Source organism: Rhizobium altiplani (assembly GCF_001542405.1).
Taxonomy (GTDB): domain Bacteria; phylum Pseudomonadota; class Alphaproteobacteria; order Rhizobiales; family Rhizobiaceae; genus Rhizobium; species Rhizobium altiplani.
Genome location: NZ_LNCD01000051.1, coordinates 157,866 through 181,108, shown reverse-complemented (window position 1 = coordinate 181,108; position 23,243 = coordinate 157,866). Strand labels below are relative to the sequence as shown.

At 58.4% G+C, this 23,243-nt stretch carries 26 protein-coding genes and 1 tRNA gene; 20 read left to right on the top strand and 7 right to left on the bottom strand.

Annotated features, from left to right (window positions below):
• From AS026_RS11505 to AS026_RS11490, 4 genes are all read left to right on the top strand, one after another.
• Complete coding sequence (locus AS026_RS11505; protein ID WP_025659108.1) at window positions 1-738, top strand: alanyl-tRNA editing protein; 738 nt, start codon at window positions 1-3, stop codon at window positions 736-738.
• Between the two features lie 17 nt (window positions 739-755).
• Window positions 756-1,625, top strand: a complete 870-nt coding sequence (sseA, locus tag AS026_RS11500; protein ID WP_062369677.1) for a 3-mercaptopyruvate sulfurtransferase — start codon at window positions 756-758, stop codon at window positions 1,623-1,625.
• Between the two features lie 4 nt (window positions 1,626-1,629).
• Window positions 1,630-2,193 carry a GNAT family N-acetyltransferase gene (locus tag AS026_RS11495; protein ID WP_025659110.1) on the top strand — a complete coding sequence of 188 codons (564 nt, stop codon included), beginning with the start codon at window positions 1,630-1,632 and terminating at the stop codon, window positions 2,191-2,193.
• 99 nt (window positions 2,194-2,292) lie between these two features.
• Window positions 2,293-2,760, top strand: a complete 468-nt coding sequence (locus AS026_RS11490) for a DUF1203 domain-containing protein (protein ID WP_025659111.1) — start codon at window positions 2,293-2,295, stop codon at window positions 2,758-2,760.
• Between the two features lie 59 nt (window positions 2,761-2,819).
• Here the strand turns inward: AS026_RS11490 and ald are convergent, their stop codons facing one another.
• Window positions 2,820-3,938, bottom strand: a complete 1,119-nt coding sequence (ald, locus tag AS026_RS11485; protein ID WP_025659112.1) for an alanine dehydrogenase — start codon at window positions 3,936-3,938, stop codon at window positions 2,820-2,822.
• 156 nt (window positions 3,939-4,094) lie between these two features.
• Here ald and AS026_RS11480 point away from each other — a divergent pair, with 156 nt between their 5' ends.
• From AS026_RS11480 to AS026_RS11465, 4 genes are all read left to right on the top strand, one after another.
• Window positions 4,095-4,556, top strand: a complete 462-nt coding sequence (locus AS026_RS11480) for an Lrp/AsnC family transcriptional regulator (protein ID WP_018856958.1) — start codon at window positions 4,095-4,097, stop codon at window positions 4,554-4,556.
• Window positions 4,557-4,646: 90 nt separating this feature from the next.
• On the top strand, window positions 4,647-5,543 hold the full coding sequence (locus AS026_RS11475) for a DMT family transporter (protein WP_025659113.1): 897 nt from the start codon (window positions 4,647-4,649) through the stop codon (window positions 5,541-5,543).
• Window positions 5,544-5,612: 69 nt separating this feature from the next.
• Window positions 5,613-5,948 carry a PilZ domain-containing protein gene (locus AS026_RS11470; RefSeq protein ID WP_018856960.1) on the top strand — a complete coding sequence of 112 codons (336 nt, stop codon included), beginning with the start codon at window positions 5,613-5,615 and terminating at the stop codon, window positions 5,946-5,948.
• An 88-nt stretch (window positions 5,949-6,036) separates the two neighbouring features.
• On the top strand, window positions 6,037-8,025 hold the full coding sequence (locus tag AS026_RS11465) for a bifunctional 2',3'-cyclic-nucleotide 2'-phosphodiesterase/3'-nucleotidase (RefSeq protein ID WP_025659114.1): 1,989 nt from the start codon (window positions 6,037-6,039) through the stop codon (window positions 8,023-8,025).
• 34 nt (window positions 8,026-8,059) lie between these two features.
• Here AS026_RS11465 and AS026_RS11460 read toward each other — a convergent pair whose 3' ends face one another.
• Window positions 8,060-9,028, bottom strand: a complete 969-nt coding sequence (locus AS026_RS11460) for a LysR family transcriptional regulator (protein WP_018856962.1) — start codon at window positions 9,026-9,028, stop codon at window positions 8,060-8,062.
• 141 nt (window positions 9,029-9,169) lie between these two features.
• Between AS026_RS11460 and AS026_RS11455 the strand changes: the two genes are divergently transcribed.
• Complete coding sequence (locus AS026_RS11455) at window positions 9,170-9,784, top strand: FMN-dependent NADH-azoreductase (protein WP_025659115.1); 615 nt, start codon at window positions 9,170-9,172, stop codon at window positions 9,782-9,784.
• A 47-nt stretch (window positions 9,785-9,831) separates the two neighbouring features.
• Here AS026_RS11455 and AS026_RS11450 read toward each other — a convergent pair whose 3' ends face one another.
• Complete coding sequence (locus AS026_RS11450; protein ID WP_025659116.1) at window positions 9,832-10,410, bottom strand: TetR/AcrR family transcriptional regulator; 579 nt, start codon at window positions 10,408-10,410, stop codon at window positions 9,832-9,834.
• Between the two features lie 104 nt (window positions 10,411-10,514).
• On the opposite strand from AS026_RS11450, the gene AS026_RS11445 reads away from it, so the two are divergent.
• Window positions 10,515-11,291 (top strand): SDR family NAD(P)-dependent oxidoreductase, encoded by a 777-nt coding sequence (locus AS026_RS11445; RefSeq protein WP_025659117.1) that lies wholly within the window; start codon window positions 10,515-10,517, stop codon window positions 11,289-11,291.
• A gap of 4 nt (window positions 11,292-11,295) precedes the next feature.
• On the opposite strand, the gene AS026_RS11440 is transcribed toward AS026_RS11445, so the two are convergent.
• From AS026_RS11440 to ilvA, 3 genes are all read right to left on the bottom strand, one after another.
• Window positions 11,296-12,567, bottom strand: a complete 1,272-nt coding sequence (locus AS026_RS11440) for a GGDEF domain-containing protein (protein ID WP_025659118.1) — start codon at window positions 12,565-12,567, stop codon at window positions 11,296-11,298.
• A 192-nt stretch (window positions 12,568-12,759) separates the two neighbouring features.
• Entirely contained in the window at window positions 12,760-13,086 is a 327-nt protein-coding gene (locus AS026_RS11435) for an HlyU family transcriptional regulator (RefSeq protein ID WP_025659119.1), read from the bottom strand.
• Between the two features lie 35 nt (window positions 13,087-13,121).
• Window positions 13,122-14,372: a threonine ammonia-lyase gene (gene ilvA, locus AS026_RS11430; RefSeq protein WP_062369687.1), complete on the bottom strand. Its 1,251-nt coding sequence runs from the start codon at window positions 14,370-14,372 to the stop codon at window positions 13,122-13,124.
• Window positions 14,373-14,550: 178 nt separating this feature from the next.
• On the opposite strand from ilvA, the gene AS026_RS11425 reads away from it, so the two are divergent.
• The 10 genes from AS026_RS11425 to AS026_RS11380 all read left to right on the top strand — a co-directional run bounded on the left by AS026_RS11425 (window position 14,551) and on the right by AS026_RS11380 (window position 22,096).
• Window positions 14,551-14,910: an antibiotic resistance protein VanZ gene (locus AS026_RS11425; protein ID WP_062369676.1), complete on the top strand. Its 360-nt coding sequence runs from the start codon at window positions 14,551-14,553 to the stop codon at window positions 14,908-14,910.
• 54 nt (window positions 14,911-14,964) lie between these two features.
• Window positions 14,965-15,049: transfer RNA gene (locus AS026_RS11420), tRNA-Leu, on the top strand.
• Window positions 15,050-15,367: 318 nt separating this feature from the next.
• Window positions 15,368-15,661 carry a hypothetical protein gene (locus tag AS026_RS11415; protein ID WP_062369675.1) on the top strand — a complete coding sequence of 98 codons (294 nt, stop codon included), beginning with the start codon at window positions 15,368-15,370 and terminating at the stop codon, window positions 15,659-15,661.
• Window positions 15,662-16,005: 344 nt separating this feature from the next.
• Window positions 16,006-16,896: a toprim domain-containing protein gene (locus AS026_RS11410; protein ID WP_062369674.1), complete on the top strand. Its 891-nt coding sequence runs from the start codon at window positions 16,006-16,008 to the stop codon at window positions 16,894-16,896.
• On the top strand, window positions 16,889-18,013 hold the full coding sequence (locus AS026_RS11405) for an AAA family ATPase (protein ID WP_160330104.1): 1,125 nt from the start codon (window positions 16,889-16,891) through the stop codon (window positions 18,011-18,013). Before AS026_RS11410 ends, AS026_RS11405 begins: the two co-directional genes overlap by 8 nt.
• Window positions 18,010-18,333 carry a hypothetical protein gene (locus AS026_RS11400; RefSeq protein ID WP_062369672.1) on the top strand — a complete coding sequence of 108 codons (324 nt, stop codon included), beginning with the start codon at window positions 18,010-18,012 and terminating at the stop codon, window positions 18,331-18,333. The genes AS026_RS11405 and AS026_RS11400 overlap by 4 nt, the downstream gene beginning before the upstream one ends.
• 295 nt (window positions 18,334-18,628) lie before the next feature.
• On the top strand, window positions 18,629-18,814 hold the full coding sequence (locus tag AS026_RS11395; RefSeq protein WP_131815301.1) for a hypothetical protein: 186 nt from the start codon (window positions 18,629-18,631) through the stop codon (window positions 18,812-18,814).
• Window positions 18,811-19,062 (top strand): hypothetical protein, encoded by a 252-nt coding sequence (locus AS026_RS11390; RefSeq protein ID WP_062369670.1) that lies wholly within the window; start codon window positions 18,811-18,813, stop codon window positions 19,060-19,062. Before AS026_RS11395 ends, AS026_RS11390 begins: the two co-directional genes overlap by 4 nt.
• A gap of 242 nt (window positions 19,063-19,304) precedes the next feature.
• Window positions 19,305-20,834 (top strand): HEPN domain-containing protein, encoded by a 1,530-nt coding sequence (locus tag AS026_RS11385; protein ID WP_131815300.1) that lies wholly within the window; start codon window positions 19,305-19,307, stop codon window positions 20,832-20,834.
• 29 nt (window positions 20,835-20,863) lie between these two features.
• Window positions 20,864-22,096, top strand: coding sequence for a hypothetical protein (locus AS026_RS11380; RefSeq protein WP_062369668.1), 1,233 nt, complete (start codon window positions 20,864-20,866; stop codon window positions 22,094-22,096).
• A 284-nt stretch (window positions 22,097-22,380) separates the two neighbouring features.
• Here the strand turns inward: AS026_RS11380 and AS026_RS11375 are convergent, their stop codons facing one another.
• Window positions 22,381-22,878 carry a hypothetical protein gene (locus AS026_RS11375; protein ID WP_062369667.1) on the bottom strand — a complete coding sequence of 166 codons (498 nt, stop codon included), beginning with the start codon at window positions 22,876-22,878 and terminating at the stop codon, window positions 22,381-22,383.
• Window positions 22,879-23,243 lie beyond the last annotated feature (365 nt).

Below are 23,243 nucleotides of genomic sequence, written 5' to 3'. Positions count from 1 at the left end.
ATGCCCGTCAATGCCCTCTATCGTGACGATTTCTATCTTTCGACATGCGAGGCGGTGGTAACCGCCGTTCACGACGACAGGGGCATTGAGCTGGATCAAACCTGCTTCTATGCGACATCGGGAGGCCAGCCGGGCGATACGGGATTCCTCGAGCGCGCCGATGGCAGCAAGATCACGCTTGGGCAGACGAAGCATGGAGCGACCAAGGACATCGTCGTGCATGTGCCGCTCGAGGGCCAGGAACAGCCGGCCGTCGGCGAGAAGCTGGTACTGCATGTCGACTGGCCGCGCCGCTACAAGCTTATGCGGATGCACACCGCCTGTCACCTGCTCTCCGTCGTCTGCTCCTATCCGATCACGGGTGCAGCTGTCGGCGAGGATGAGAGCCGTGTCGACTTCGATATGACCGAGACGATCGACAAGGACGACGTCACCGAAAAACTCATGGAACTGGTGCGGCAGAACTATCCGGTCTACCTGCAGTGGATCACCGACGAGGAGCTTGCTGCCAACCCTGGTATTGTCAAATCTAAGAACGTCCGTCCGCCGATCGGGCTCGGTCGGGTCAGCCTTGTCTGCATCGGCGAAAACTCTGCGATTGACAGCCAGCCCTGCGGCGGCACACATGTGTCCGAAACTCAGGAAGTCGGTCAGATTCATATTGCCAAGATCGAAAAGAAGGGCAAGGAAAACCGTCGCTTCCGTATTCGCTTCGGCGCTCCCGGCGACGAAGCCTGAAGCCCAGGGAGAGTAGAATGAGCGAAGAAAAGAGCCGTTTCGTCGTTTCGGCCGATTTGCTGCAGGCGGAATTGGGCAAGCCGGATTTACGCGTCCTGGATGCGTCCTTCTATCTGCCGGCGCAGAAGCGCGATGCCGACGCCGAATACGCCGCCGGCCATGTCCCGGGCGCCATCCGCTTCGATCAGGACGAGATCGCGGATCATTCCGTACTGCTGCCGCACACGATCCCCTCGCCAGAGTTTTTCGCAACCGAAGTCGGCAAGCTCGGCATCGGGGAAAACGATCATATTGTCGTCTATGATGGCATCGGGATGTTCGCATCGCCGCGTGTGTGGTGGCTGTTTCGCGTGATGGGCGCACGGAATGTGTACGTACTCGATGGTGGACTGGACGGATGGAAAGCGGAGGGTCGGCCGCTTGAGGCCACCGTTCCGCGCCACGAGCCAAAGGTTTTCAAGCCCACCTATGACGCCTCGCGGGTCGTCAATCTCGATGCCATGCGGGATATCGTTGCAAGCGGCGCGCTGCAGATAGCGGATGCCAGGAGCGCGGGCCGCTTTGCAGCGGTCGAGCCTGAGCCGCGCGCTGGCATGCGCTCCGGTCACATGCCGGGCGCGCGAAACCTGCCATCGGGTGTCTTCGCCACCCAGGGCCGCTTCAAATCCCTGCCGGAACTCAAGCAGACGATCGAGGAGGCGGGCGTAGACCTGTCGAAGCCCGTGGTCACGTCCTGCGGTTCGGGCATCACCGCGGCCATCATCACGCTGGCGCTGGAATCCCTCGGCCATACCGACAACAAGCTCTACGACGGTTCCTGGAGCGAATGGGGTGGCCGGGACGACACGCCTGTTGTCACCGGTCCGCCGGAACCGGTCAAAGCCTGACACGATGGTGAAGCCCCCCTCTTCCCTAAAAGCCCATATTACGCGCCTGGAAATGACGGCACCGCCGAAGGCAAGCCTTCCGGTGCCGATCAACATCCAGACGGCGATCATGCGAGCTCCCGACATTCCGCTGCCATTCTATCGCTATCTCTACCGTCAGGTCGGTGCTAGGTGGCAGTGGGTGGACCGGCTGCGGATGCTTGACGAGGATTTGGCCAGGTCGCTGCACGACAAACGCAACAATATCAGCGTGCTCTACGTCAACGGCGCGCCTGCTGGCTTCTACGAGTACTTCGTCGAGGATGAGGACACGATCGAGCTCAGCCACTTCGGGCTGTTCGAGCATGCGCTTGGCCTGGGGATCGGAAAGTGGTTCCTGCTGCAGGCGCTCTACGCAATCTGGACGCTCAATCCGAAGCGGGTGACGACGACGACCAACGATCTTGATCACCCGCGCGCTTTGCAGCTCTACCAGATGTTCGGCTTTTCACCGGTCTCCACCGGTTCGGGCATCGTCCGGCCGCTCAGCGACAAGGAACTTCTGGAGTTGAGCAAGAAGGACTGGTGAGTCGGCCAGGAGCTGGAGCCCTCGAGGGCTCTGGCAGGAATCGGGTGGTTTCGACCCCGATAAAGGCGCATCTCTTGGCAATCAGCAAGGAGATCCGCCATGACCGACATCCGCTTTTCCGCCATGCCCACCGCCGACGCCGAGAATCTCTGGAACGGCGGTACAGACGCCTACGGTTTCTTGCCCGAGACGATGGTTTCCGACGGGCCTGGCCATCCCTGCCGTCATTGCCTGAAGAATATCGATGCCGGCGAGGAATTGCTGGTCTTCGCCTACCGGCCGTTTCCGGAGCTTCAGCCCTATGCGGAGACCGGTCCGGTCTTTCTTCACAAGGAGCCCTGCGAGCGCTATGCCGCAGAAGAGGTCCTGCCGCCGGTTCTGACCAGCCCGGATTTCATCGTGCGCGGTTACAATGCCGATAACCGGATCGTGTACGGCACAGGCGCGGTAACTCTGACACCCGATATCCGCTCCTATGCCACCCAGCTCCTCGAGCGGCCGGAGATTGCCTACGTGCATGTGCGGTCGGCACGCAACAACTGCTATCAATGCCGTATAGACAGATGATGGAAAAAGGCTGGTCGCAGGAGAATGCGACCAGCCTGCCTCACGTAACGTGATGGGAATTACGCCACGTTTAGTACGCTTTCCGGAGCATAGGCTTCGTAGCCCAGCGCTTCGGCCACCGGCTTATTGGTGACGCGTCCCTTGTGGATATTGAGACCGTTCCTGAGGTGACGATCTTCCGCAATCGCACGCAGGCCGCGATCGGCCAGCGCCAGACCGTAAACCAGCGTTGCATTGTTCAAGGCATGTGCCGAGGTGACCGGCACGGCGCCTGGCATGTTGGCGACGCAGTAGTGCACCACGTCATCGACAACGTAGGTCGGTTCGGAATGGGTCGTTGCATGCGACGTCTCGAAGCAGCCGCCCTGGTCGATGGCAACGTCGACGATGACAGAGCCTCGCTTCATCCCCGACAGCATTTCGCGGGTCACAAGCTTCGGCGCGGCGGCGCCCGGAATGAGCACGGCCCCAATGACGAGGTCCGCCGCGAAAACTTCTTCTTCCAGAGCCTGAATGCTGGAATAGCGCGTATGGACGCGACCGCCGAAGATATCGTCAAGCTGGCGGAGACGGGGCAGTGACTTGTCGAGGATGCTGACATCGGCGCCGAGGCCCGCGGCCATCCTGGCGGCATGCAGGCCGACGACGCCGCCACCAATAATAGCGACCTTCGCCGGCAGCACGCCGGGAACGCCGCCGAGCAAGATACCCAGCCCGCCATTGGCCTTCTGCAGGGCGGTCGCACCAGCCTGTATAGACAGGCGTCCGGCCACCTCGGACATCGGCGCAAGGAGGGGCAGACCGCCCCGATCGTCCGTTACCGTCTCATAGGCAACAGCGGTGACGCCGGACGCAAGGAGACCCTTGGTCTGTTCCGGGTCGGGCGCGAGGTGAAGATAGGTGTAGAGAATCTGGCCATCGCGAAGCTGCGCCCACTCGGAGGGTTGCGGCTCCTTGACCTTGACGATCATATCGCACTTCTCGAAGATTTCCTTGGCCGAGGCGGCAATCTTTGCGCCAGCGGCCGCATAGGCCGCGTCATCAGCACCGATGCCGGCGCCCGCCTTGGTCTCAACCCAGACCTCGTGGCCATGGGCGACATATTCACGAACGGATGCAGGTGTCAGTCCGACACGATATTCATGATTCTTGATTTCCTTCGGGCAACCGACACGCATTGAGCGTTCCTCTCTCATTATGTCCGCTTCGCGGAGTGTTTTTGACCGGGAAATCCAATCACCACACCCGCGAAATGTCCTTGCAAAGAAGGTTTGCGCAGCGGGTGATTTTCGAAGAATATTGCGAATTAGAGCAAACAATCGAAAGTTCTTCGAATGTCAGAACCCGACGCCATCGATCTTGCGATTCTGAAGACGCTTCAGTCCGACGCCCGCATTACCAATGCCGACCTTGCAGCCAAGGTTGGACTGTCGCCATCGGCTTGCTCTCGGCGGCTTGATATACTGGAGAAGCGAGGCGTCATCCGCGGCTACCACGCCCACGTCTCTCACAAGGCGCTCGACTACAAGATGATCGCGATCGTGCACATCTCCCTGTCGGGCCAATTTGCGAAGACGCTCTCCGAATTCGAAGCCGCGGTGAAACGCTGTCCGAACGTCTTGGTTTGTTATCTGATGTCGGGCGAATACGATTACATTCTCCGTGTCGCCGCGCGCGACCTCGAGGACTACGAGCGCATCCATCGCGACTGGCTCTCAGCACTCCCGCATGTCGTAAAGATCAACTCCAGCTTCGCCCTGCGTGAAGTCATCGACAGGCCAAATGTCGGGCTTTGACAGAGAGCTGAAATCGGCAGAATGTCGCAGAATCGGAGCAGCGGCTTCGTCGTCCTCTGCCTGATCCCCCCACAATAAGACCCCGTACGCATGAAATCCAAAACCCAAGGATATATTTTCGTCCTGCTGGCGATCACCATCTTCTCGCTGCAGGACGGCATCTCGAAGCACCTGGCCTCCGCCTATCCGCCCGTCTTCATCACCATGATCCGCTACTGGGCCTTTGCCGCATTCACCATTGCGCTTGCTTGCAAGATGAGGGGTGGCCTCAAGCAGACGGCTAAGACAAAGAGGCCGCTCCTGCAGGTCTTCAGGGGCGTTTTGCTGGCCTCTCAGGTTGTCCTTGTCATCAATTGCTTCGCCCTGATCGGCCTAGCCCACTCGCAGGCAATCTTTTCCGCAACCCCGATTCTGATTGCGCTGCTCTCGATGCCGATCCTTGGCGAACGGGTGGGCTGGCGCCGCTGGACGGCAATTGGTGCGGGTCTGGTCGGGGTGCTGTTGATCCTGAAGCCGGAAGGCGAGTTTTTCGACGTCAAGCTGCTGCTTGCTGTCTTCTCATGCTTCCTGTTTGCATTTTACGTCATCGCTACGCGGCTTGTCAGTCGGGACGACTCGGCGATGACGAGCTTCTTCTACACGGGTGTCGTCGGCGGCATCGCCATGACGCTTGTCGGACCTTTCTATTGGACCTGGATGTCGGGGTGGGACTGGGGCTGGATGACGCTTGTCTGTCTGACCAGCATCTCGAGTCATTATTTTCTCATCCGGGCCTACGATATGCTGGATGCTGCCGCCGTGCAGCCGCTGACATATCTGCAACTCGTCTATGCATCGATCATCGGCGTGGTGATCTACAGCGAGAAGCTGAGCCTCACGATGATCGTTGGCTCCGCCATCGTCGTGGCGGCAGGCATTTTCACCGTGTGGCGCGAACACGTCGTTGCGCGCAGAACACGTTTGCAGCGGGGCTCTCCGCAATTCTAGATCGATCAATTAGAGCATTCTTAATGTTCCTCCAGTAGATTTCACCTACATGTTCTGGTGGAGCGTAACATGCAGCGTAATCTGAATATCATTGCCCGAAAGGCCGAGCGGCGGTCCTGCCGTGTATTCGGCAAGGTCCGCTATCTCACCAAAGAAGTTGATGCTCGCATCCTCGATATGTCGGTTACCGGCGTTGCCGTCGAGATCCGGTCGCCGATCCACGCCGCGGCCGGCAGCCGCGTGCAAATCATCGCCGAAGACCTCGGCACGCTTCACGGCATCATCCGCTGGAGCCATAATGGCCGCCTCGGAATTCAGTTCGACCCGAACTCCAATGCCCGTGCGCAGGTGGCCTCATACTTCCGGTTCTTCCACAAGGAAGTAAAGCCAGTCCTCTCGCGATAATTCCCTGTCATTTTCAGGGTTTACTCCTTCGCAAATCACCCTAGTCTCGCCATGGGCCGGGCGACGCGTGATTTTCGAAGGAGTTTTCATGTCTTCCATTCTGGATCTGCCACCAGTGACCCGCCGCTCGTTGCTTGGCGGCCTGGCCGCCACGTCAGCGCTCATCCTTCTTCATCCCTTCAGCGCGCACGCAGCCGCCAATCAGGCGCATCTTCGCCTGATGGAAACGACCGACATTCACGTCAACGTCTTTCCCTACGACTACTATTCCGACAAGCCGAACGACACGATGGGCCTGGCGCGCACCGCGACGATCATCGATAACATCCGGGCGGAAGCTGCCAACTCGCTGCTGATCGACAATGGCGACGTGCTGCAGGGCAACCCGATGGGCGACTACATGGCCTACCAACGCGGGATGAAGGACGGTGACCTACATCCCGTCATCAAGGCGATGAACACGCTCGGCTACACGGTCGGCACGCTCGGGAACCATGAATTCAACTACGGCCTCGATTTCATGTTCAAGGTGCTGAACGGGGCAAATTTCCCGTTCGTCTGCGCAAACCTGACCAAAGGCCAGCTCGTGTCCGATCCGACCAAGGACGAGCTGTTTTTCAAGCCCTATCTCATCGTCGAGAAGACAATCAAGGACGGCGCCGGCAGCGAGACCCCTATCAAGATCGGCTTCATCGGTTTTGTGCCGCCGCAAATCATGCTGTGGGATATCAAGAACCTCGAAGGCAAGGCGCAGACGCGCGACATCGTCGAGGCGGCCAAGGCCTGGGTGCCGGTCATGAAGCAGGAAGGCGCGGATATCGTGATCGCGCTCTCTCATTCCGGCATCGACGGCGCGGCCCCCTCCGAGAAGATGGAGAACGCATCGCTGCATCTTGCCGCGGTCGATGGAATCGACGCGATCTTTACCGGGCACCAGCACCTCGTCTTCCCCGGTCCCAAGACCTGGGATGGCATCCAGAATGCCGATCCGGTGAAAGGCACGTTGCATGGCAAGCCTGCTGTGATGGCGGGCTTCTGGGGCTCCCATCTCGGCCTCATTGACCTCCTGCTGGAAAAGGACGGCAAAGGTTGGAGAATTGTCGACTTCACCTCGGAAGCGCGGCCGATCTACCACCGCGACGATAAGAAGAAAGTCATCGCCGACGTCGCCGACAAAAAGGACGTCATCGAAGCTGCCAAGGCTGAGCATGAGGCCACCCTTGCCTACGTGCGCACTCCGGTCGGCAGGACATCGGCCCCGCTCTATTCCTATTTCGCGCTCGTTGCCGACGACCCATCCGTCCAGATCGTTAGCCAGGCACAGACCTGGTACATCAAGCAGATGCTTGCCGACACCGAATACAAGGACCTGCCCGTGCTGTCGGCCGCAGCGCCGTTCAAGGCCGGCGGTCGCGGCGGCGCGGACTACTATACCGACGTGCCCGCCGGCGATATCGCGATCAAGAACGTCGCTGATCTCTACCTGTACCCCAACACGGTTCAGGCGGTCGCCATCACTGGCGAACAGGTGAAGAACTGGCTGGAAATGTCAGCCGCCATGTTCAACGAGGTGAAACCGGGATCGAAGGACACGGACCTGCTGAACAGTGCCTTCCCATCCTACAACTTCGATGTGATCGATGGCGTCACCTACCAGATAGACCTGTCGCAACCGCGCAGGTTCGATGATGACGGCAAGTTGATCAATGCCGATGCGAACCGCATCCAGAATCTGCAGTTCGACGGCAAGCCTATTGATCTCAAGCAGAAATTTGTCGTCGTCACCAACAACTACCGCGCCGGCGGCGGCGGCAAGTTCCCGGAAATCGCCGCCGACAAGGTCGTCTTCCAGGCGCCGGACACCAATCGTGACGTTATCGTCCGCTTCGTCCACGAAGAGCGCACGATCAATCCGTCGGCCGACGGCAACTGGACCTTCAAACCGTTGCCGGGAACGACGGCCGTCTTCCAGAGCGGTCCGAAGGCCAAGCAGTTCCTCGCGGACGTGAAAAGCGTGAAGATCGAGGACGCAGGTGAAGGCACCGATGGATTCGCCAAATTCCGTCTGGTTCTCTAGGCGTTCAGCTCCCGGGGAGGCCCTTGCGCCTCGCCTATTCCGCCGCTAGGGAAAGGTCGCGCGCTGCATACTCCGCCACCTCGGCGGTGAAGTCGGCATGGCTTGGGCATTGCGAAAGCCTGGATCGAAAGGCGTCAACCATCCAGGTGGCAGCCGGTCCGGGCGGGGTTGAGATTCGTCGCATCGCATAAATTGGATACTCGCCTTGCTCGTAGGCCTGGAGATCCAGGTGTACAAGCGCTCCGCTTCTCAACTCGTCTCGAATAAGCGACGCCGGAAGACCACCCCAGCCGAGACCCCCGCGAATAAGAGAGTGCTTCGTCGCGATATCGCTAACGCGCCACGTCTTGTAGGAAAGCACATTGAAGTCGCGACCTTTGGTCAATCCGGAAGGGTCGGTGACAACAAGCTGCGTCTCGTCGCGGACATCGGCCAGCGTCAACGGCCGGCCCAACCGCGCCAAAGGATGAGCGCTCGACGCAACCGGCACCATGAAGGAATGGCCGATGCGCTCGGTCACAAGCGAATCATGCTGCTGCAGAATGGCACCGCCGATCCCGATCGTCGCCTTGCCGTTTGAGACGAGATCCATCACCACGCCGAGTTCACCGACCGCCAGATTGAGCCCGACGGACGGGAACTCGTTGCGAAACTCGCGCAGGACCTCAACCATCGCCTTTGACGGCACCATGACACTGATCGCGACGGAGACCTCGGCCTCCAACCCTTCCTTCAGCCCCTTTACGCGGGCGCGCATCACCTCGAGATCCGAGACGAGTCGCCGTGCGTCTTCGAGGAGTGCCCTGCCCGCCTCCGTCAGCTTCGGTTGCCTCGCACCCGAACGCTCGAAAAGGGGCACCTCCAGCTGCGCCTCGAGGTTGGCGATCGTGTAGCTTATGACCGATTGAGCGCGATTTAGCGTGCGCGAAGCAGCCGAAAAGCTGCCCATTTCCGCAACGGTAAGGAACACTTGCAACTGGTCGAGTGTGGGGTTCGGAAGCATCTTCCATCCAATCTATCGATGATTTTGATCGACATTATCACAGTTTTTTCGATAGTCGGCCAGTCCTATTTTCTGCTTCGAAACAGCGGCTCGAAGCTCCCAAGAACGGCCGCGAACGCAAATTCGAGAGGAAATTCAATCATGTCTTCCATTCTGCTTTTGACTTCCAGCCCGCGTGTCGACTCTCTTTCGACCACGATCGCCGCTGACCTTGCCGAAAAGATCAAGGCTCAGCAGCCGGGCAGCGCCGTCGTTCGTCGCGACCTAGGTGTAAATCCGCTGCCGCACATCGATGATCTCTTCACCGCAGCCATCCGCAAGCCTGCCGATGATCGCACCGTTGAGGAAGCCGCCGCCGTGAAGACGTCGGACGAACTCGTCGCCGAACTGCTCGCAGCCGATACGGTTGTCATCGGTACGGGTCTCATCAACTTCAACATCTACTCGTCGCTGAAGACCTGGATCGACAACGTCGCCCGCGCCGGCCTTACCTTCAAGTACACCGAAAGCGGCCCGGTTGGCCTTGCCACCGGCAAGAAGGTCTACGTCGTTCTTGCTTCCGGTGGCGTCTATTCGCAGGGCCCGGCAGCAGGCATGAACCACGCTGTACCGTACCTGAAGTCGGTCCTCGGCTTCCTCGGTATCACCGACGTCGAAACGATCTACGTCGAAGGCCTCGCCTTTGGCCCGGAAGCTGCCGAGAAGGCAATTGGCGCTGCCAAGGCCCGCGCTGAGGAAATCGCCCTCGCCGCCTAATCGGTGTCGAAATCGATGTTGAAACGGCCGGTTCTCACCGGCCGTTTTCATTTTGTGCCGAACTCGTTCACGAAGGCCTTCACAGTGTCGAGGATCTCGCCGCCAAAGGCTTCATCGTTCGATATCCGTGCAAGGCCAAGCGCTCCACTCATGAGACAGGACATGATGATCGCCTTGCGGCGAGCCTCTGCCTCATCGGTGGCGTCAATGCGCGCCTGCATGCTGTTTACGCTCGTCTTCAGCTGATCAGTCGCAAGCGATCGGCACCTCTCGCCACTGCGGGCCAGATCGGCCGTCAGGGCCGCAAACGGACACCCGCCGGCTGTATCGTCCCGGTGTTTTCCGCTCAGGTAGATCGCCGCATACTCCTGCAACGGAATGTCCTCTGGAGTCCGCCCCTCCGACCGAACCTTCGCCGACCAGGCGCCGAAGGCCGATTGCATTGCCTCTGCCACCAGTTCGTCTCGGGACGCAAAATGCTTGTAGAAGCCACCGACGGTCAGCCCCGCCTCCTTCATCAGATCCGCGACGCCGACGCCATCCAGCCCCTTCTCACGCAGACGCTTCGATGCAATTTCGACGATCCGCTCGTGTGTCTTGCGCTTGTCCTGCTGTGAGTGGCCCATAAAAATCTCTCCCCACACCGGTTGACAGATTTAGATTACGATCATAATCCTTCTGGATGTATATCGTAATCCAGATGGCGCAATTTTCCAAGAGGAGTCATGCAATGCGTCTGCAGAACAAGGTCGCCCTCATCACGGGCGGAAATAGCGGCATCGGTCTTGCAACTGCCAAGGTCTTCCTCGACGAAGGGGCGAAGGTGATCATCACCGGCCGGAATACCGAGACACTCGCCGCCGCCGAGAAGGCGTTCGGCAGCAACGTGCTTGCGCTGAGACTTGATGTAACGGACGTCGCGGCCACGGAGCGGGCCTTTGCGGAAGCCGCCGCCAAGTTCGGCAAATTTGACGTGCTCTTTGCAAATGCCGGGATTGGCGGTGCGACTCCCCTTGGTGGAACGTCGCTGGAGCAATTTAACACGATCATCAGCACGAACCTGACCTCCGTCTTCTTTACGGTCCAGTCGGCATTGCCGCATCTGAACGACGGCAGCTCGGTCATCCTAAACGGCTCGGTTCATGCGGTGCTTGGTGCGCCCGGCTATTCAGCCTATGCAGCGACGAAGGGTGCGGTACGTGCCATGACCCGCAATATGGCTTCCGAGCTTGCGCCGCGCGGCATCCGCGTCAACCAGGTCACGCCAGGCGGCACCAAGACACCGATCTGGCAACCGGTGGCGTCGACGGCGGATGCAATGTCGGCGCTTGAAGCCCGGCTGGGCGCAATGAGCCCGCTCGGCCGAATGAGCGAAGCGGAGGAAATTGCCAAGGCCGCGCTCTATTTCGCGTCAAGCGATTCGACCAACGTCACAGGGATTGAAATTGTGGTCGATGGCGGCGCGACGAGCGCCCCGTCCGGCGCCAAAATATTCCGCGCATCGTGATCGGCTAATCGATCTTCTCGAGCCCGGGCTTGCCGACCACGCAATTGCGACCGCTTTTCTTCGCCTGGTAGAGCCTCTGGTCGGCGGCCGAAAGTACCGTTGTGAAGCTCACGCCGTCGGTATCGGCTGTCGCCACGCCGATACTGATGGTCACGGGCTCGCCATCCGGCGTCTTGACGCTATTCGCGATCGTCCAGCGCAAGCGTTCGGCCAGCCCCATTCCCTCGGCATGGTCGGTTGCCGGGCAGACCGCGACGAATTCCTCGCCGCCAAAACGGAAGACACGGTCGGCCGATCGCAAAATGCTGCCGAGGCGAAGCGTGATCGCCTTCAACACCTCATCTCCCTGCAGATGCCCGAAGCGGTCGTTGACCTCCTTGAAATGGTCCGCGTCCAGAATGATGACCGTGGCGGAGTGTCCCTGCCGCAGTGCTTCGCGAACCATGACCGGCGCTTCCATCTCCATTCGCGCGCGATCGTAGACCCCCGTCAGCACGTCCCTGCCGGTACGATCAAGCAGATCGTTGTAACGCTCCCGGAAGGTCAGGTCACTGAAGACATCACTGATCGGCCGCACGCTCGCGGGAATGCCTTCGCGCCGTATCCAAACTTCGTAGACGGCGAAGAGCAACGCATAGATGCAGACGGCAAACATCTTGGCCTTCCATCCGTCCCAGAAGGCAGAGGCAGGAATCTCGAGGAAGTAGTGGAGCGCACCGAAGAACCCGATCTGATCGAATGTGAGGATGACGAAGCCGCAGATCATAAAGCGCACGATGATCCAGTGCTTCAGGAAGCGGCCGAGGCGCTCGTACAGCAGGATAATGCCGATGGAATCGAGATAGAGGAGCGTCGTCCCCCAAACCATGAGCCATCCCATTTCCTTGAGGAAATCGAAGTTCGCGCCATCGCCCCGAGGGAGCTCGATCGGCGTATGCAGTTGCAGCAGCCATGCTACGGCGACCGTCAGGATATTGCCGACAAACAGGCCGTAGATCGGTTGGCGAACGGTAGCAGCGTCCTCTTGCCGATAAAGCATGAGAATCATCATCAGCTTGCCAGTGAAGAATACCGACGAACCAGGCGACGCAATGCCGAACGGTAGCGCGACATAAAAGACTGCCGCCAGGTAGGTTTCCATGAAGTGCATGACACCGAGGGCAGTGAGAAACATGCCCAGGCCGAGGCGCTGGCGGAAGTGCAGTAACGTCACCATGAGCGTGAAATAGCCAACGGCGGCAATGGCAAACAGCAGCAGGTTAAAGGCTTCCATCAGCTGCCCCTCTCACCAGCCAGCGCGCATCCAGAGGCAGTCCACCACACCTTAATGGCGGCGAACATGAGCGGTGGTCTGTGTTTGTCGTAAGGCACGTGGCTGTCCTGCAAGGCTGCGGACACCAAGATTCCTCGTAATGCTTTAAGATTGCGTGAGTATCAGTATCGTCCTACCGATTCCGAGGAAAGCGGATCAGACCTGGCGAACTTTCGCGCCGTCGTTGAACAATGACGGCCCGTTCTGGTCGATGATCTGCTGCGCCTTGCGCACCGTGCACTCGATCGCATCATCCCAAGATCCGAACATGTCGGCGCGAATGAAATTGCGTACGAGGACCTCGCCCCCGACAGTTTTCTCGATCCGGCCGGCAAGGCGGTACTGGCCGCCTTCCTTTTGCGGCTCGGCATAGATCGAGCAGTCCCCATAGAGCTGCGGCTCGGAAGAGACGCCAGCCGGCGCTTCAGGCGATTTGCCGCCGCCTGAAAACATTGAGAAAATACTGGAGAAGATCGAAGCCATATTTCGCCTTATCATGGCAGCGCGTGCCGGAAAAGTTAAATGATGAGGTTTGCGAGGATCTCGTTTTCGGTGATGTCCTCGAAGCCGATGGCCGCATTCTCGAAGTTCGCGATGAGCTGCGCGAAATTCTCGGGCGCCTTGGTCTCAATACCGATCAACACCGAGCCGAAATTGCGAGCCGTCTTCTTGAGATACTCGAAACGGGCGATGTCGTCATCGGGGCCAAGCAGGTTCAGAAAGTCGCGCAAGGCGCCGGGTCGCTGAGGCATCCGCAGGATGAAGTACTTCTTCAATCCGGCATAGCGCATTGCGCGCTCCTTGACATCGGGAAGGCGTTCGAAATCGAAGTTGCCCCCGGAGACAACGGCGATGACGGTCTTGCCTCTCAGCACTTCCGGATCCATCGCGGCAATTGCGGTCAGCGATAGTGCTCCCGCCGGTTCGAGGACGACTCCCTCGACGTTCAGCATCTCGCCGATGGTCACGCAAATGGCGTTTTCCGGCATCAGCATGACCTGCTCGGTGGGAAAGCCTTCCAGGGCGGCGAAGTTCAGATCCCCGATCCGCGCAACGGCCGCACCGTCGACGAAATTGTCAACCTTGGCGAGCGTCACCACCTGCCTTGCTTCGATGCTTCGCTTCAGGCTCGGCGCGCCGGCCGGCTCCGTGAAGATGAAGCCGGATTTTGGCACAAAATCATCGAGATAACTAGTGATGCCAGCCGCCAGTCCGCCGCCACCGACCGGCATGACGACCATATCAGGTGTGGTCCCTTCGGGCAGTTGCTGCAGGATTTCCGCGGCAACCGTCGCCTGGCCTTCGATGATATCCGGATGGTCGAACGGCGGCACCATGACGCCGTCGATCGCCTCGACGTGATCGCGGGCGGCCTTGTAGCATTGATCGAAGAAGTCGCCCGTCAGCTTGATGGTGATGAACTCCGCGCCAAAGATGCGCGTCTTGTCGATCTTCTGCTGCGGCGTTGTCACCGGCATGAAGACAACGCCAGGCACGCCGAAATAGCGGCAGACGAAGGCAAAGCCCTGGGCATGATTGCCGGCCGAGGCGCAGACGAAGGTCTTGCCGCCAGCACCCTCGGCGATCGCCTTGCGGAAGAAATTGAAGGCGCCGCGAATCTTGTAGGAACGCACGGGTGAAAGGTCTTCGCGCTTCAGCCAGATGTCGGCGCCATAGCGCGCCGACAGGTGCTCGTTCAGCTGCAGTGGCGTTGCTGGAAATAGGCTGCGCATGGCCGCTTCGGCGCTCTCGACATCCTGCCTGGTCACAATCGTTCGTCCATTGCTGTTACCGACCACCGCTATGGCATAAGCGCGCAACGGGAAAAAGCCCATATCCGCCAATATTGTCCACTTGCGAAGTCATCTTTTGTATCGGCTGCCGCCGTTCGCGCAATAACGCGATTGTGCGCTATCAATTCGCTCGCAATGCGGCTACATCGCCCGGATGATCTCAAGCAAATTTGCAAGACCGATTGCCTGGCTGCTTTTCGCGGCCATTATTTTCGTCACCCTGTCGCCGATCGGGTTGCGCCCGCATACGGTCACGTCAGTCAATCTCGACCGCGCTCTGGCTTATTCGTTGGCCGGCTTCATGTTCGCGCTCGCCTATCCGCGGCATTGGATCGCGGTCGCGCTTCTCCTGGCCGCCGGCGCCTTGGCAGTTGAGTATCTGCAATACCTGTCGCCGACGCGCCATGCGCGCTTCCACGACGCCGCGGTCAAGATTGTCGGCGCATCCGTCGGCGTGGTTGCCGGTTGCCTTTTGAATCCGGTCCGTATTGCAGCGCGTCCAGCGCAAACATGAGGAGCCGTCTCGCTCTTGACTGAATCGCCTCAGTCGTTGAAGGAGAATGCCTGCGCGAGCGTGGCGAAACTGGTAGACGCAAGGGACTTAAAATCCCTCGACTTCGGTCATACGGGTTCGATCCCCGTCGCTCGCACCATATTGAAATAACAGCGATAACTGAATTTAGTTACCTTCTAATTTAGTACTTACAGAGCCTTCGTGGCCCTATAGGTGGGAACACTCGTCCGAGGCCGCTATCGCCGAATCCCGCCAAAAATCCCACGCGGAATCCCACGAAACGCGAATCATTTTTCTTTGCGCCTCTAAATTGCCTTGCGGTGCGGTAAGTGCTGACCGGGCCTTGCTTTTCGAAAAAATGTACATGTCATGCGCATGATATCGTTCATTTTTTCGCTTGATTTAATTATGGCGAATGCGGTTCCATAATCCCGAAAGGCAACCAAAAGGCTGAGCCATGCCCTCAGACAATTTTTCCCAACTGATCGCCGAGCGCTACCAATTCTGGACCGACCAAGGCAAATCCGGCGCGCAGCTATTCGACGCGATGGGAGCCGACCCGGTGCTCCCGTTTATGCTAGGGCCAGAAGACGCCGCCGTCGTCGTCGGCTCGACTCCCAGCGGCCTAAAGCAACAGCGGGCCCGCCGGACCGGCCCGCCTTACATCCGATTGTCGGGCAAGCTCATCGGCTATCCGAGGCCCGATCTTTTTCGGCATTTGGCGCAGCGATACGTGGGCCGAGCCGCGTAGACAGAGTAACGCCCGGCGGGAACCGGGCGCGGAAGGAAAAGAAAACAAGCTCACTGAAGCGCCAAGCATAGCACCCTTCCTCGCCTGACTAAACACTGCCGGAACGCCTGAAAGGCGAACCGCGATGAAGGACATACGCTGAAATGCGCGGCGGGCGCTCCATACCCGCCAAACGCCCCGTATCGGGGTTCCCGGATCAGCCCGCCCAAAATCGCTTTTGCCTTTTTGGAAATGAAAGCCACCCGCGCACTGCCCACGCCCTACAACCGAAGGAGCGCGCGCATGGCAGATGACGCTGGCAACATCGACGCCGGGCGCGGCCCCTCCCGATCAGGAGGCGGGCCATGAGCGATTTCCAGACCCTTGCGAATGGCCTTGCCGGGCGCATGCGCGCCGATATCGCCTGTCCGAGATGCGGCCCCGGTCGATCCAATCCACGCTCCCAGATGGCCCCGAAGCTCCGCGTCTGGCGGCTTTCCGATACCGCGCTTTCCTATCATTGCGCCCGCTGCGGCTGGTCCGGGCATATCATCGACAGCCTCGCCCGCCAGCTTTCCGACGCCGACAGGAAGATTATCGATCTCCGCCTTGAGCGCGCCCGGCGAAAGGATGCCGCCGATGCCGCGCGCAAGCAGGAATTCGCAGCCAAGCTCTGGCGGGAAAGCCGGGACAGCGCCCGCTCGGCATGGGTCGAAAGCTATCTCGGCTCGCGCGGCCTCAAGCTCCCGCCCGACGACTACGAACGCCGCCGTTGCCTCCGCTTTCATGCAAATGTGCCATTCCCCGACGATACCAGCGGCCCGGCATTGCTGGCCGGGTTCAAGACGATCCCGCTTACGATCCCGCGCGATCCGTACGACGATCCACCCGTGGTAGCGCTCCACAGGATAAGGGGACGCGGCGCGAACAAGTTCATGCTCTGCCCGACGAAAGGCGCGGCTATCCAGTTCGGGGAATGGCAAACGGCTTGTGGCGTGATCTTACATATTGCCGAGGGCGTCGAAACTATGCTTGCCGTCCTCGCTAAAGGCCATTTTCCGTGTTGGGCCATGGGTAGCGCGCAGGCAATCGCCAGCCTGCCTCCATTGTCCTATCCGCGCGCCTTGATGATCTGGGCCGACGCCGACGAGGTCGGATTGAATGCCGCCAGGCAGTGCGCCAGGCGTTGGGCCGACGCCGGAGTGCCAGCGCGAGTCAGGTATCTTACCGATGGCGGGGACTATGCCGATGTATGAGCAGCCCCGCCCCGAAAGTATCGAGGATTTTGCGGCCCGGCAGAAAGGCGATCCGGGCAACAATGGCGAGGGCATGCACGAGAAGGCCCGCAATGGTCGAGCCAAGCGCATGAAGCCATTTTCAGGGCTTATCTCCTCGAAAGCATTCATCGACCAGATGAAGCCGCCGGAATTCACCATCAAGGATCTGCTAATGCGCGCCGCGAGCTATACGCTGTGCGGTCCTACCGGTGCGGGCAAGACGCTGGTGGCGATCCTAATGGCCATCAAGGTAGCGCGCGGCGAATGGTTCCACGGTAAGAAATGCCGCAAGGGCAAGGTGGCCTTCTTCGCCGCCGAAAACCCGGAAAACGTTCGCTACCAGTATTTCAGCATATGCGCCGACCTCGATATCGATCCGCGCGCGCAGGATATCGAATGGCACAAGAACCCGTTCGATATTGCCGGAAGCCTTGAGCAGACTCGGGCCGCATTACTGAAAATCAGGAACCTTGAATTCGTCGTCTTTGACAGCCTCCAAGCGCTGTTTCCCGGCGACGACGAGAACAGCAATATGCAAATGCTCGATTTCGCGTGCTGTTTCCGCGATCTGATAGCGGACCATCCCAACCGCCCGGCCACGCTGATCCTCGCCCATCCGGTAAAGCATGCAAGCAAGGACAATCTCCTGCCGCGCGGCGGTGGCGCTCTCCTCAATGAACTGGACGGCAATCTTACCGTATGGGCCGATGGCGGCATGGCCAACCTGCATTGGCAAGGAAAGCTGCGCGGCATCCCGTTCGATCCGATGAAATTCGAACTTGTCGTGATCAAGCCGGAGGGCCTCGAAAATGCTGACGGCGATCAAATGGCAATGACCATCGCAAAGCCGCTGACGGAAGGCCGGGAGGCGGAAATTCACCAACAGCAGAACCGCGAGGAGATCGCCACACTTGAAGCGCTTGTAGCTACGCCAAGCATATCGATGCGCGCGCTGGCCGCGACGGTCGGTGTCAGCCGAAGGCGCATGGAGAAGATCATGGAGACCCTTACCAAGCGCAAATGGATACGAACCTACATCGACCATATCGGCCTGACGAGGGAGGGCGAACGGGCGCTCAGGAAGGGCCAAAAATGAGCAAATACAACCAACCGAAACAATACAACTTTTCGGATTTTATGCCCGAGCCAAAAATGGCTCCGTGGCCCGGCCATCTTTTGCCTGTTTCAACCCAAAATTGGTACGAAGCATGGCGGGCCAGTTGTACCTTTTTTGCACAATATATCAGTTGGTTGCACGAAATATTGGCGGGCCAGCAACCGGGCCACGATCAAAATTCGTACCCGTTGGTGGCCCGCCCATCTCTCCCTAGGGAGATGGGCGGGCCAACCGGACGATTGATTGCGCCATTTCCGGGCCGATTGGAGGAGGAAGACGATGCCGAAAGCCAAGCCTAGAACGCCGCCGCCCGCCGCTGCCAGGCAGGCCACGCTGCCGCCGCCAATAGCGCAGCAGGACGCGGAAACGCGAAGGATAATCCGTAGGCTCGAAAGCGACTGAGAGGAATGGGACGATCAGTATCAGTCCAAGTGCCGCGAGACTTACCGGCTCTATGGGCTGCTGGAGGAGATCCAAGGACTGCTGCGGCGAATTCCGCCCGCCGTCCCGGCGGCGATTAAGCTGATCGATGAAGAATTGGAAAGCTAACGGCAAGCCGGAGCCGATGATCCGGGCGCAATGGAGGAAGGCATCATGAGCGAAAGGAAGCGCTGGAAGGCGGTGATCCGCTACGCCTACATGACCGGAGACGAGATCAAGACGGTCGAGATCGAGGAGCTTGAGGAGCTTCAGGACATTATCGAGCATGGGCCGGATTGGCGGACCATGGCCGAATGCACGATTACCCACAACATGGACCACGAGGAAGTAGGTAAATGAACGAGACTGACGACATTATGAATGGCGGGATATCGATGATGGATATCCGGGATCAATGGCAAGCCGAGCGCTTCGCCGAAGTCGCGGCTATGGTGAAAGCGCCTTGTGAGCAGCGCGACCCGCTCGCACTAGCCGACTTGACGCCAGAATATCTGGAAAACCGCCGCCTATACCATCAACTGCTTGCAAGTTGGTACAGCGCTCAGGCCGGACGGCTGGAATGGAGGCGCAAAGCCAATCATGCGTAGGGAAGCCTTTAGCTGAAACCACCCCGGGCGACGGCGTTCGTTGGCCGCCGCCTTCCTCTGGGGCAAATTCCGTTCCCGACCTAGTGACCCGTCGCCGACCTGCACGGACGCTGACGGGAGGGGAGCAAGTTAAGTTCAATGGACTATCAGGCGCGAGGTCCAATTGTGTCGTGCAGTTTAGAATTTTAGCGGGTAGTAGTGCTGCAGGATGCAACCGCTCTAAGAACGATAGTTGGTGAAATTTGACCACTGAAACCGGCCAACGAGACCAGTCGATGAGATCCCCAAATCGGAAGGAAGCTATCAACAAGTATATCGAACTGTTCCAGGCGGCATTCGATGAGCTTCATGAGGCTGTTGTCGCAAATGCAAAAGCGGCGACCCATATAAGCCGGCATCATGATTATCCGAATATGTCGCGTCTGGACACCGGCTTCCCCGCTTTCGGGCAATTTGGCTTCTACAATGAGGCGACACCGAGAGACTACCTTAGCCTCGTTCGCCCAAATCGCATCCTAGGCCTTCTTGCCGGATATCAGCGGCCAGAAGTGGGCTTCCCCAAGGGCGAAAAGCTTGCTGCGTTTCTTCGTGGCGATAACCTCGGCAAGAGATTGGACCTCTGGCGATATGACGGGGAGCCCAGCGACGGGCCGATTGATATTCTGGTTGGAGGTTGCGTCGAGCGGTACATCCATCTCTATGGGGTCGATGCGGCCATCGATGCAAAGCGGCGGGACAAGGTCATCTTTCCCGTTATGTTCGGAACTATTTCCAAGACGCTGAACGTTTCGCTCGTTGTGCCAATTGCCATGACGCATTTTGACGTTGACCGATTCCGCCTGTCGGAAACGACCTACATCACCCGAATACCGAGAAAAATGCAGCTTGCTCGTGCGCGCATGAGCACAATGGGAACGGGTGCTGTGTCCAGCGTCGTTGGCGCAGCCACTCATGCGTTTGTCTCCAGGCAATGGACCGTAGGTGAGACAAACAATATCCATGAAGTCCGAAACTCTCTGTCATGGCTGGCTCCGGACGCAATGAATGCCATCGACAGCTTCTTCGGCGCTCTGCGAGTGGCTACAGGCGTGCGAACGGGCTTCGCGCAAGCCTTATGGGTGCCAAACGGGTGGGCACTCGATTACTTTTGTGATCTGACGCCCGTTTATGGCGCGACCCTGCGGCAGTATCCCAACGAGTTTGACAATTATGGCTGGCTCGAACAACGCACGCCAATAACCAGAGGCCAGCTCGAAGACGTTCGCCGGATTTATGGCCGTATCGTCGAGAGCAAGAGTGAGGCAGTCCGCCTTGCGTTGAAACGCCTCAATGGATGCTTGACGAGAACAGACGCAGCTGACGCAATACTGGACGGGACGATTGGTCTCGAACTTTTGCTCGGCGACGATCAAAATCAATCGCTTTCGTACAAGCTACGCCTGCGGGCAGGAGTACTTTCTCGGCTTTCGGGGGACACGACTCGAGATGCAGCTAAGACAGCTGCACAAGTGAAGCAACTGTATGCGGCCCGATCCGCGATCGTACATGGCATCCGCCGGAAGGAAACCAAGAAAACCTCTGAGCCAGCTGATACCCGCTACGAAAAGGAGAGGTTGCTCGCGTCGGACCTCCTTCGCTTTATACTCGATGTGCTTTTGACCCATCCCGAATATCAAACTCCGGGCAAAATTGATGAGGATCTTCTTCTCGGGGGAGCCGGGATAGAAAAAATGGGACCGGGTCCCCGGAGAAGCCGGACAAAATCGCTTTAAGAATTTCATCAGGACTAAGAAGGCCTGTCATGCTCAGTATTCTTCACCCAAACATTCTCCCTTCCGTCCGCGATTTGCCAAGCGGCCTGTTACCTGCGCGCATGCGAGAGACGGGAAAGCTGGTGTTAATAGTGAAGGTCCCTAAGGAGTATATTCTGGCTGCCCGCGTGCGTGGTAGCTTTAGCTTCTATCTCGCTCCGCTGCCATCTACATCTGGACTAACTGTTGCTTTGGCCACCGCCTTCTTCGACGATTGCGACGAGCCGCTTGTTCTAAGGACACCGCTCTTCAACGAGCCTCTAGGCAACGAACTTCTCGAACTCCTTACCTACGATGAATTTGAAGTATATTTTTTTGATGAGCACTGCCGCGAATGGATGAGCCATCGAGCCTCTGTGCACGATCAAGGAAGCCTTCTCGCTAGAGGAGCAGAGTTTGGCTTGCTCACCTACCAGCCGCAGATTTTGAATAATATTTATGAGGCGTTGGAAACGTGGTTTGGCCATCGAACCGCGGAAGATGACGCCAACGCAATAGCGGTAGTTCTCGAAGAAGAATTGTCGCCATCTGACATTTTCATACTTGATGCTCGTCGCGAGGATCATGACTACTACGGAAGCGGCGGCTTTTCTCATTCGACTTTGGAGCGAGAAAACCCGGGCTACTTCCAAGAACGCGATATTGTCGCATGCTTGAAGCGCGCCTTCGGCGGGGAGCAACTTGCTCTCAATCCCATGCGACGGGACAATGGCAAAGAGTTCGTCGACGTCCTTGCCCTAAACCAGACCCATCTCCTTTTAGTGCAGGCCAAGGACAGTCCAAACACGGAAGCCAGCCTTTCACGGACGATAGACCGGAAGCGCCGCACGTCGCACAGTCAAATCGAAAAGGGTGTGAAGCAGGCGAAGGGCGCCGCGACGCTCGTCCGAGAACATTCCAGCCTGGCATTAACTATCGACAAGGAAGACTTCGAAATTGACGTGGGAGACCGAAAGGTCATTAGCCTCGTGGTCGTCCAAGAGATGTTTACGGACGAAGGAATTTCCTTCGTTGCCCGTTACCGGGAAATGGAAGGATCATGCGACGCCTTCGTCTTACTCGACTATGCGGCATTCAACTCCTTCTGCCACGAATTTCCGGACGAGCACCGACTTCTGCATGCCTTAACCGATTACAGTGAGAAGATAGTCGTCGGAGGCTCATGGATTGATCCGCGGACCTATGTGCTGGAATTCATACAGGATCGTTTGAGCAAACTTTGACCGTCGCAGGAGTTATTGACACGTGATTGTTCGCAACCGACCTGAACAAACCGGGGGGGAATAGAGGCAGTTCGGTCGCGCGCTCCGGGATCGACGCGGGGGATCGCGTTCTAGTTTCCGGGTTATCGATTTTTAGGGTCTGTTTCCTTCATTGATACAGTTGTGCAAATCCTAACCTGAACGCGCTCTGATCGGCCCTCACCGGGACTAACGTATGTTCTGTAGTTCTGCACGCCAGTCTCAATGGCGGGTTTCGGCCCTAAGCTGTCATGTGGCTACATGGATCATGGTCTGCGATAGAGGTCGGAATTGAGCTTTGCCCTCCCATCGTTGGCGCGAGGCTGTTTTGAACGTTTCGGCCGCGCTTTGGTAGATCGGCCTGCGATGACCCAGTAAGCGATTCCGCCGGTCGCGGCCGCCAAGACATAGTTGGCGAGAGCGAGCATATCGACTCCACCAATGGGGGGAAGCAACGGACGATGGCTCAGGATCAATACAGATTGCGTCAGGGCCCATGTCGCAAGGTAATACAAGAGGTTTCGCAGCCCCAACGCCTCTGCAATCGCCACGATGAGAATAACCGGGATTGGCAGAACATAAGAAAAGCCGAGAAAGAAAAACGACGTGGCAAACACCAGGTCGCCGAGGTTCCCACCTTCGCCTTCAAGCACTGCAAGAACCATGGCTAAGGTGAATGTACCAGCAAAATATCCGCCGATGATCACGGATGCGCGGTTCAAGGCGTCGCCTACTTTTTCGATCTTAGCAAGCCACTTGGACACGAAGCCTCCAGATGAGATAGCGTGTATTCAGCATACATAAAATCTAAGCGGGTATCCAACACATCCACGATACCTGTGAAACACTGGCAAGATGCTATGACCGGTATTGGCGCAAACCAGCCGTGTGGCCCCCTATCCACCAGCCTCGCCAAGCGTGTCCCCGCCCGGCGACATGTCATTTCGGTAGCGAAACAATTTGTGGTATGATCGGTGTGTTTGGAATTAGCGCCGGTGGTCACGCCCGGTATCAAGCTTAGGTCGTCGGCCATCGCGCGTTTTCCTTTCCGCTGTGAGGGCCATTCCATGCGCGAACCAAAGACCGATGAAATCCTTGAGGCCGTACAACTGGCATTTACCGATGTCAG

Coding starts and splice junctions, on each gene's coding strand:
- AS026_RS11505 (WP_025659108.1), top strand. CDS start 1: ATGCCCGTCAATGCCCTCTATCGTGACGATTTCTATCTTTCGACATGC.
- sseA (WP_062369677.1), top strand. CDS start 756: ATGAGCGAAGAAAAGAGCCGTTTCGTCGTTTCGGCCGATTTGCTGCAG.
- AS026_RS11495 (WP_025659110.1), top strand. CDS start 1,630: ATGGTGAAGCCCCCCTCTTCCCTAAAAGCCCATATTACGCGCCTGGAA.
- AS026_RS11490 (WP_025659111.1), top strand. CDS start 2,293: ATGACCGACATCCGCTTTTCCGCCATGCCCACCGCCGACGCCGAGAAT.
- ald (WP_025659112.1), bottom strand. CDS start 3,938: ATGCGTGTCGGTTGCCCGAAGGAAATCAAGAATCATGAATATCGTGTC.
- AS026_RS11480 (WP_018856958.1), top strand. CDS start 4,095: ATGTCAGAACCCGACGCCATCGATCTTGCGATTCTGAAGACGCTTCAG.
- AS026_RS11475 (WP_025659113.1), top strand. CDS start 4,647: ATGAAATCCAAAACCCAAGGATATATTTTCGTCCTGCTGGCGATCACC.
- AS026_RS11470 (WP_018856960.1), top strand. CDS start 5,613: ATGCAGCGTAATCTGAATATCATTGCCCGAAAGGCCGAGCGGCGGTCC.
- AS026_RS11465 (WP_025659114.1), top strand. CDS start 6,037: ATGTCTTCCATTCTGGATCTGCCACCAGTGACCCGCCGCTCGTTGCTT.
- AS026_RS11460 (WP_018856962.1), bottom strand. CDS start 9,028: ATGCTTCCGAACCCCACACTCGACCAGTTGCAAGTGTTCCTTACCGTT.
- AS026_RS11455 (WP_025659115.1), top strand. CDS start 9,170: ATGTCTTCCATTCTGCTTTTGACTTCCAGCCCGCGTGTCGACTCTCTT.
- AS026_RS11450 (WP_025659116.1), bottom strand. CDS start 10,410: ATGGGCCACTCACAGCAGGACAAGCGCAAGACACACGAGCGGATCGTC.
- AS026_RS11445 (WP_025659117.1), top strand. CDS start 10,515: ATGCGTCTGCAGAACAAGGTCGCCCTCATCACGGGCGGAAATAGCGGC.
- AS026_RS11435 (WP_025659119.1), bottom strand. CDS start 13,086: ATGGCTTCGATCTTCTCCAGTATTTTCTCAATGTTTTCAGGCGGCGGC.
- AS026_RS11425 (WP_062369676.1), top strand. CDS start 14,551: ATGATCTCAAGCAAATTTGCAAGACCGATTGCCTGGCTGCTTTTCGCG.
- AS026_RS11415 (WP_062369675.1), top strand. CDS start 15,368: ATGCCCTCAGACAATTTTTCCCAACTGATCGCCGAGCGCTACCAATTC.
- AS026_RS11410 (WP_062369674.1), top strand. CDS start 16,006: ATGAGCGATTTCCAGACCCTTGCGAATGGCCTTGCCGGGCGCATGCGC.
- AS026_RS11405 (WP_160330104.1), top strand. CDS start 16,889: ATGTATGAGCAGCCCCGCCCCGAAAGTATCGAGGATTTTGCGGCCCGG.
- AS026_RS11400 (WP_062369672.1), top strand. CDS start 18,010: ATGAGCAAATACAACCAACCGAAACAATACAACTTTTCGGATTTTATG.
- AS026_RS11395 (WP_131815301.1), top strand. CDS start 18,629: ATGAGCGAAAGGAAGCGCTGGAAGGCGGTGATCCGCTACGCCTACATG.
- AS026_RS11390 (WP_062369670.1), top strand. CDS start 18,811: ATGAACGAGACTGACGACATTATGAATGGCGGGATATCGATGATGGAT.
- AS026_RS11380 (WP_062369668.1), top strand. CDS start 20,864: ATGCTCAGTATTCTTCACCCAAACATTCTCCCTTCCGTCCGCGATTTG.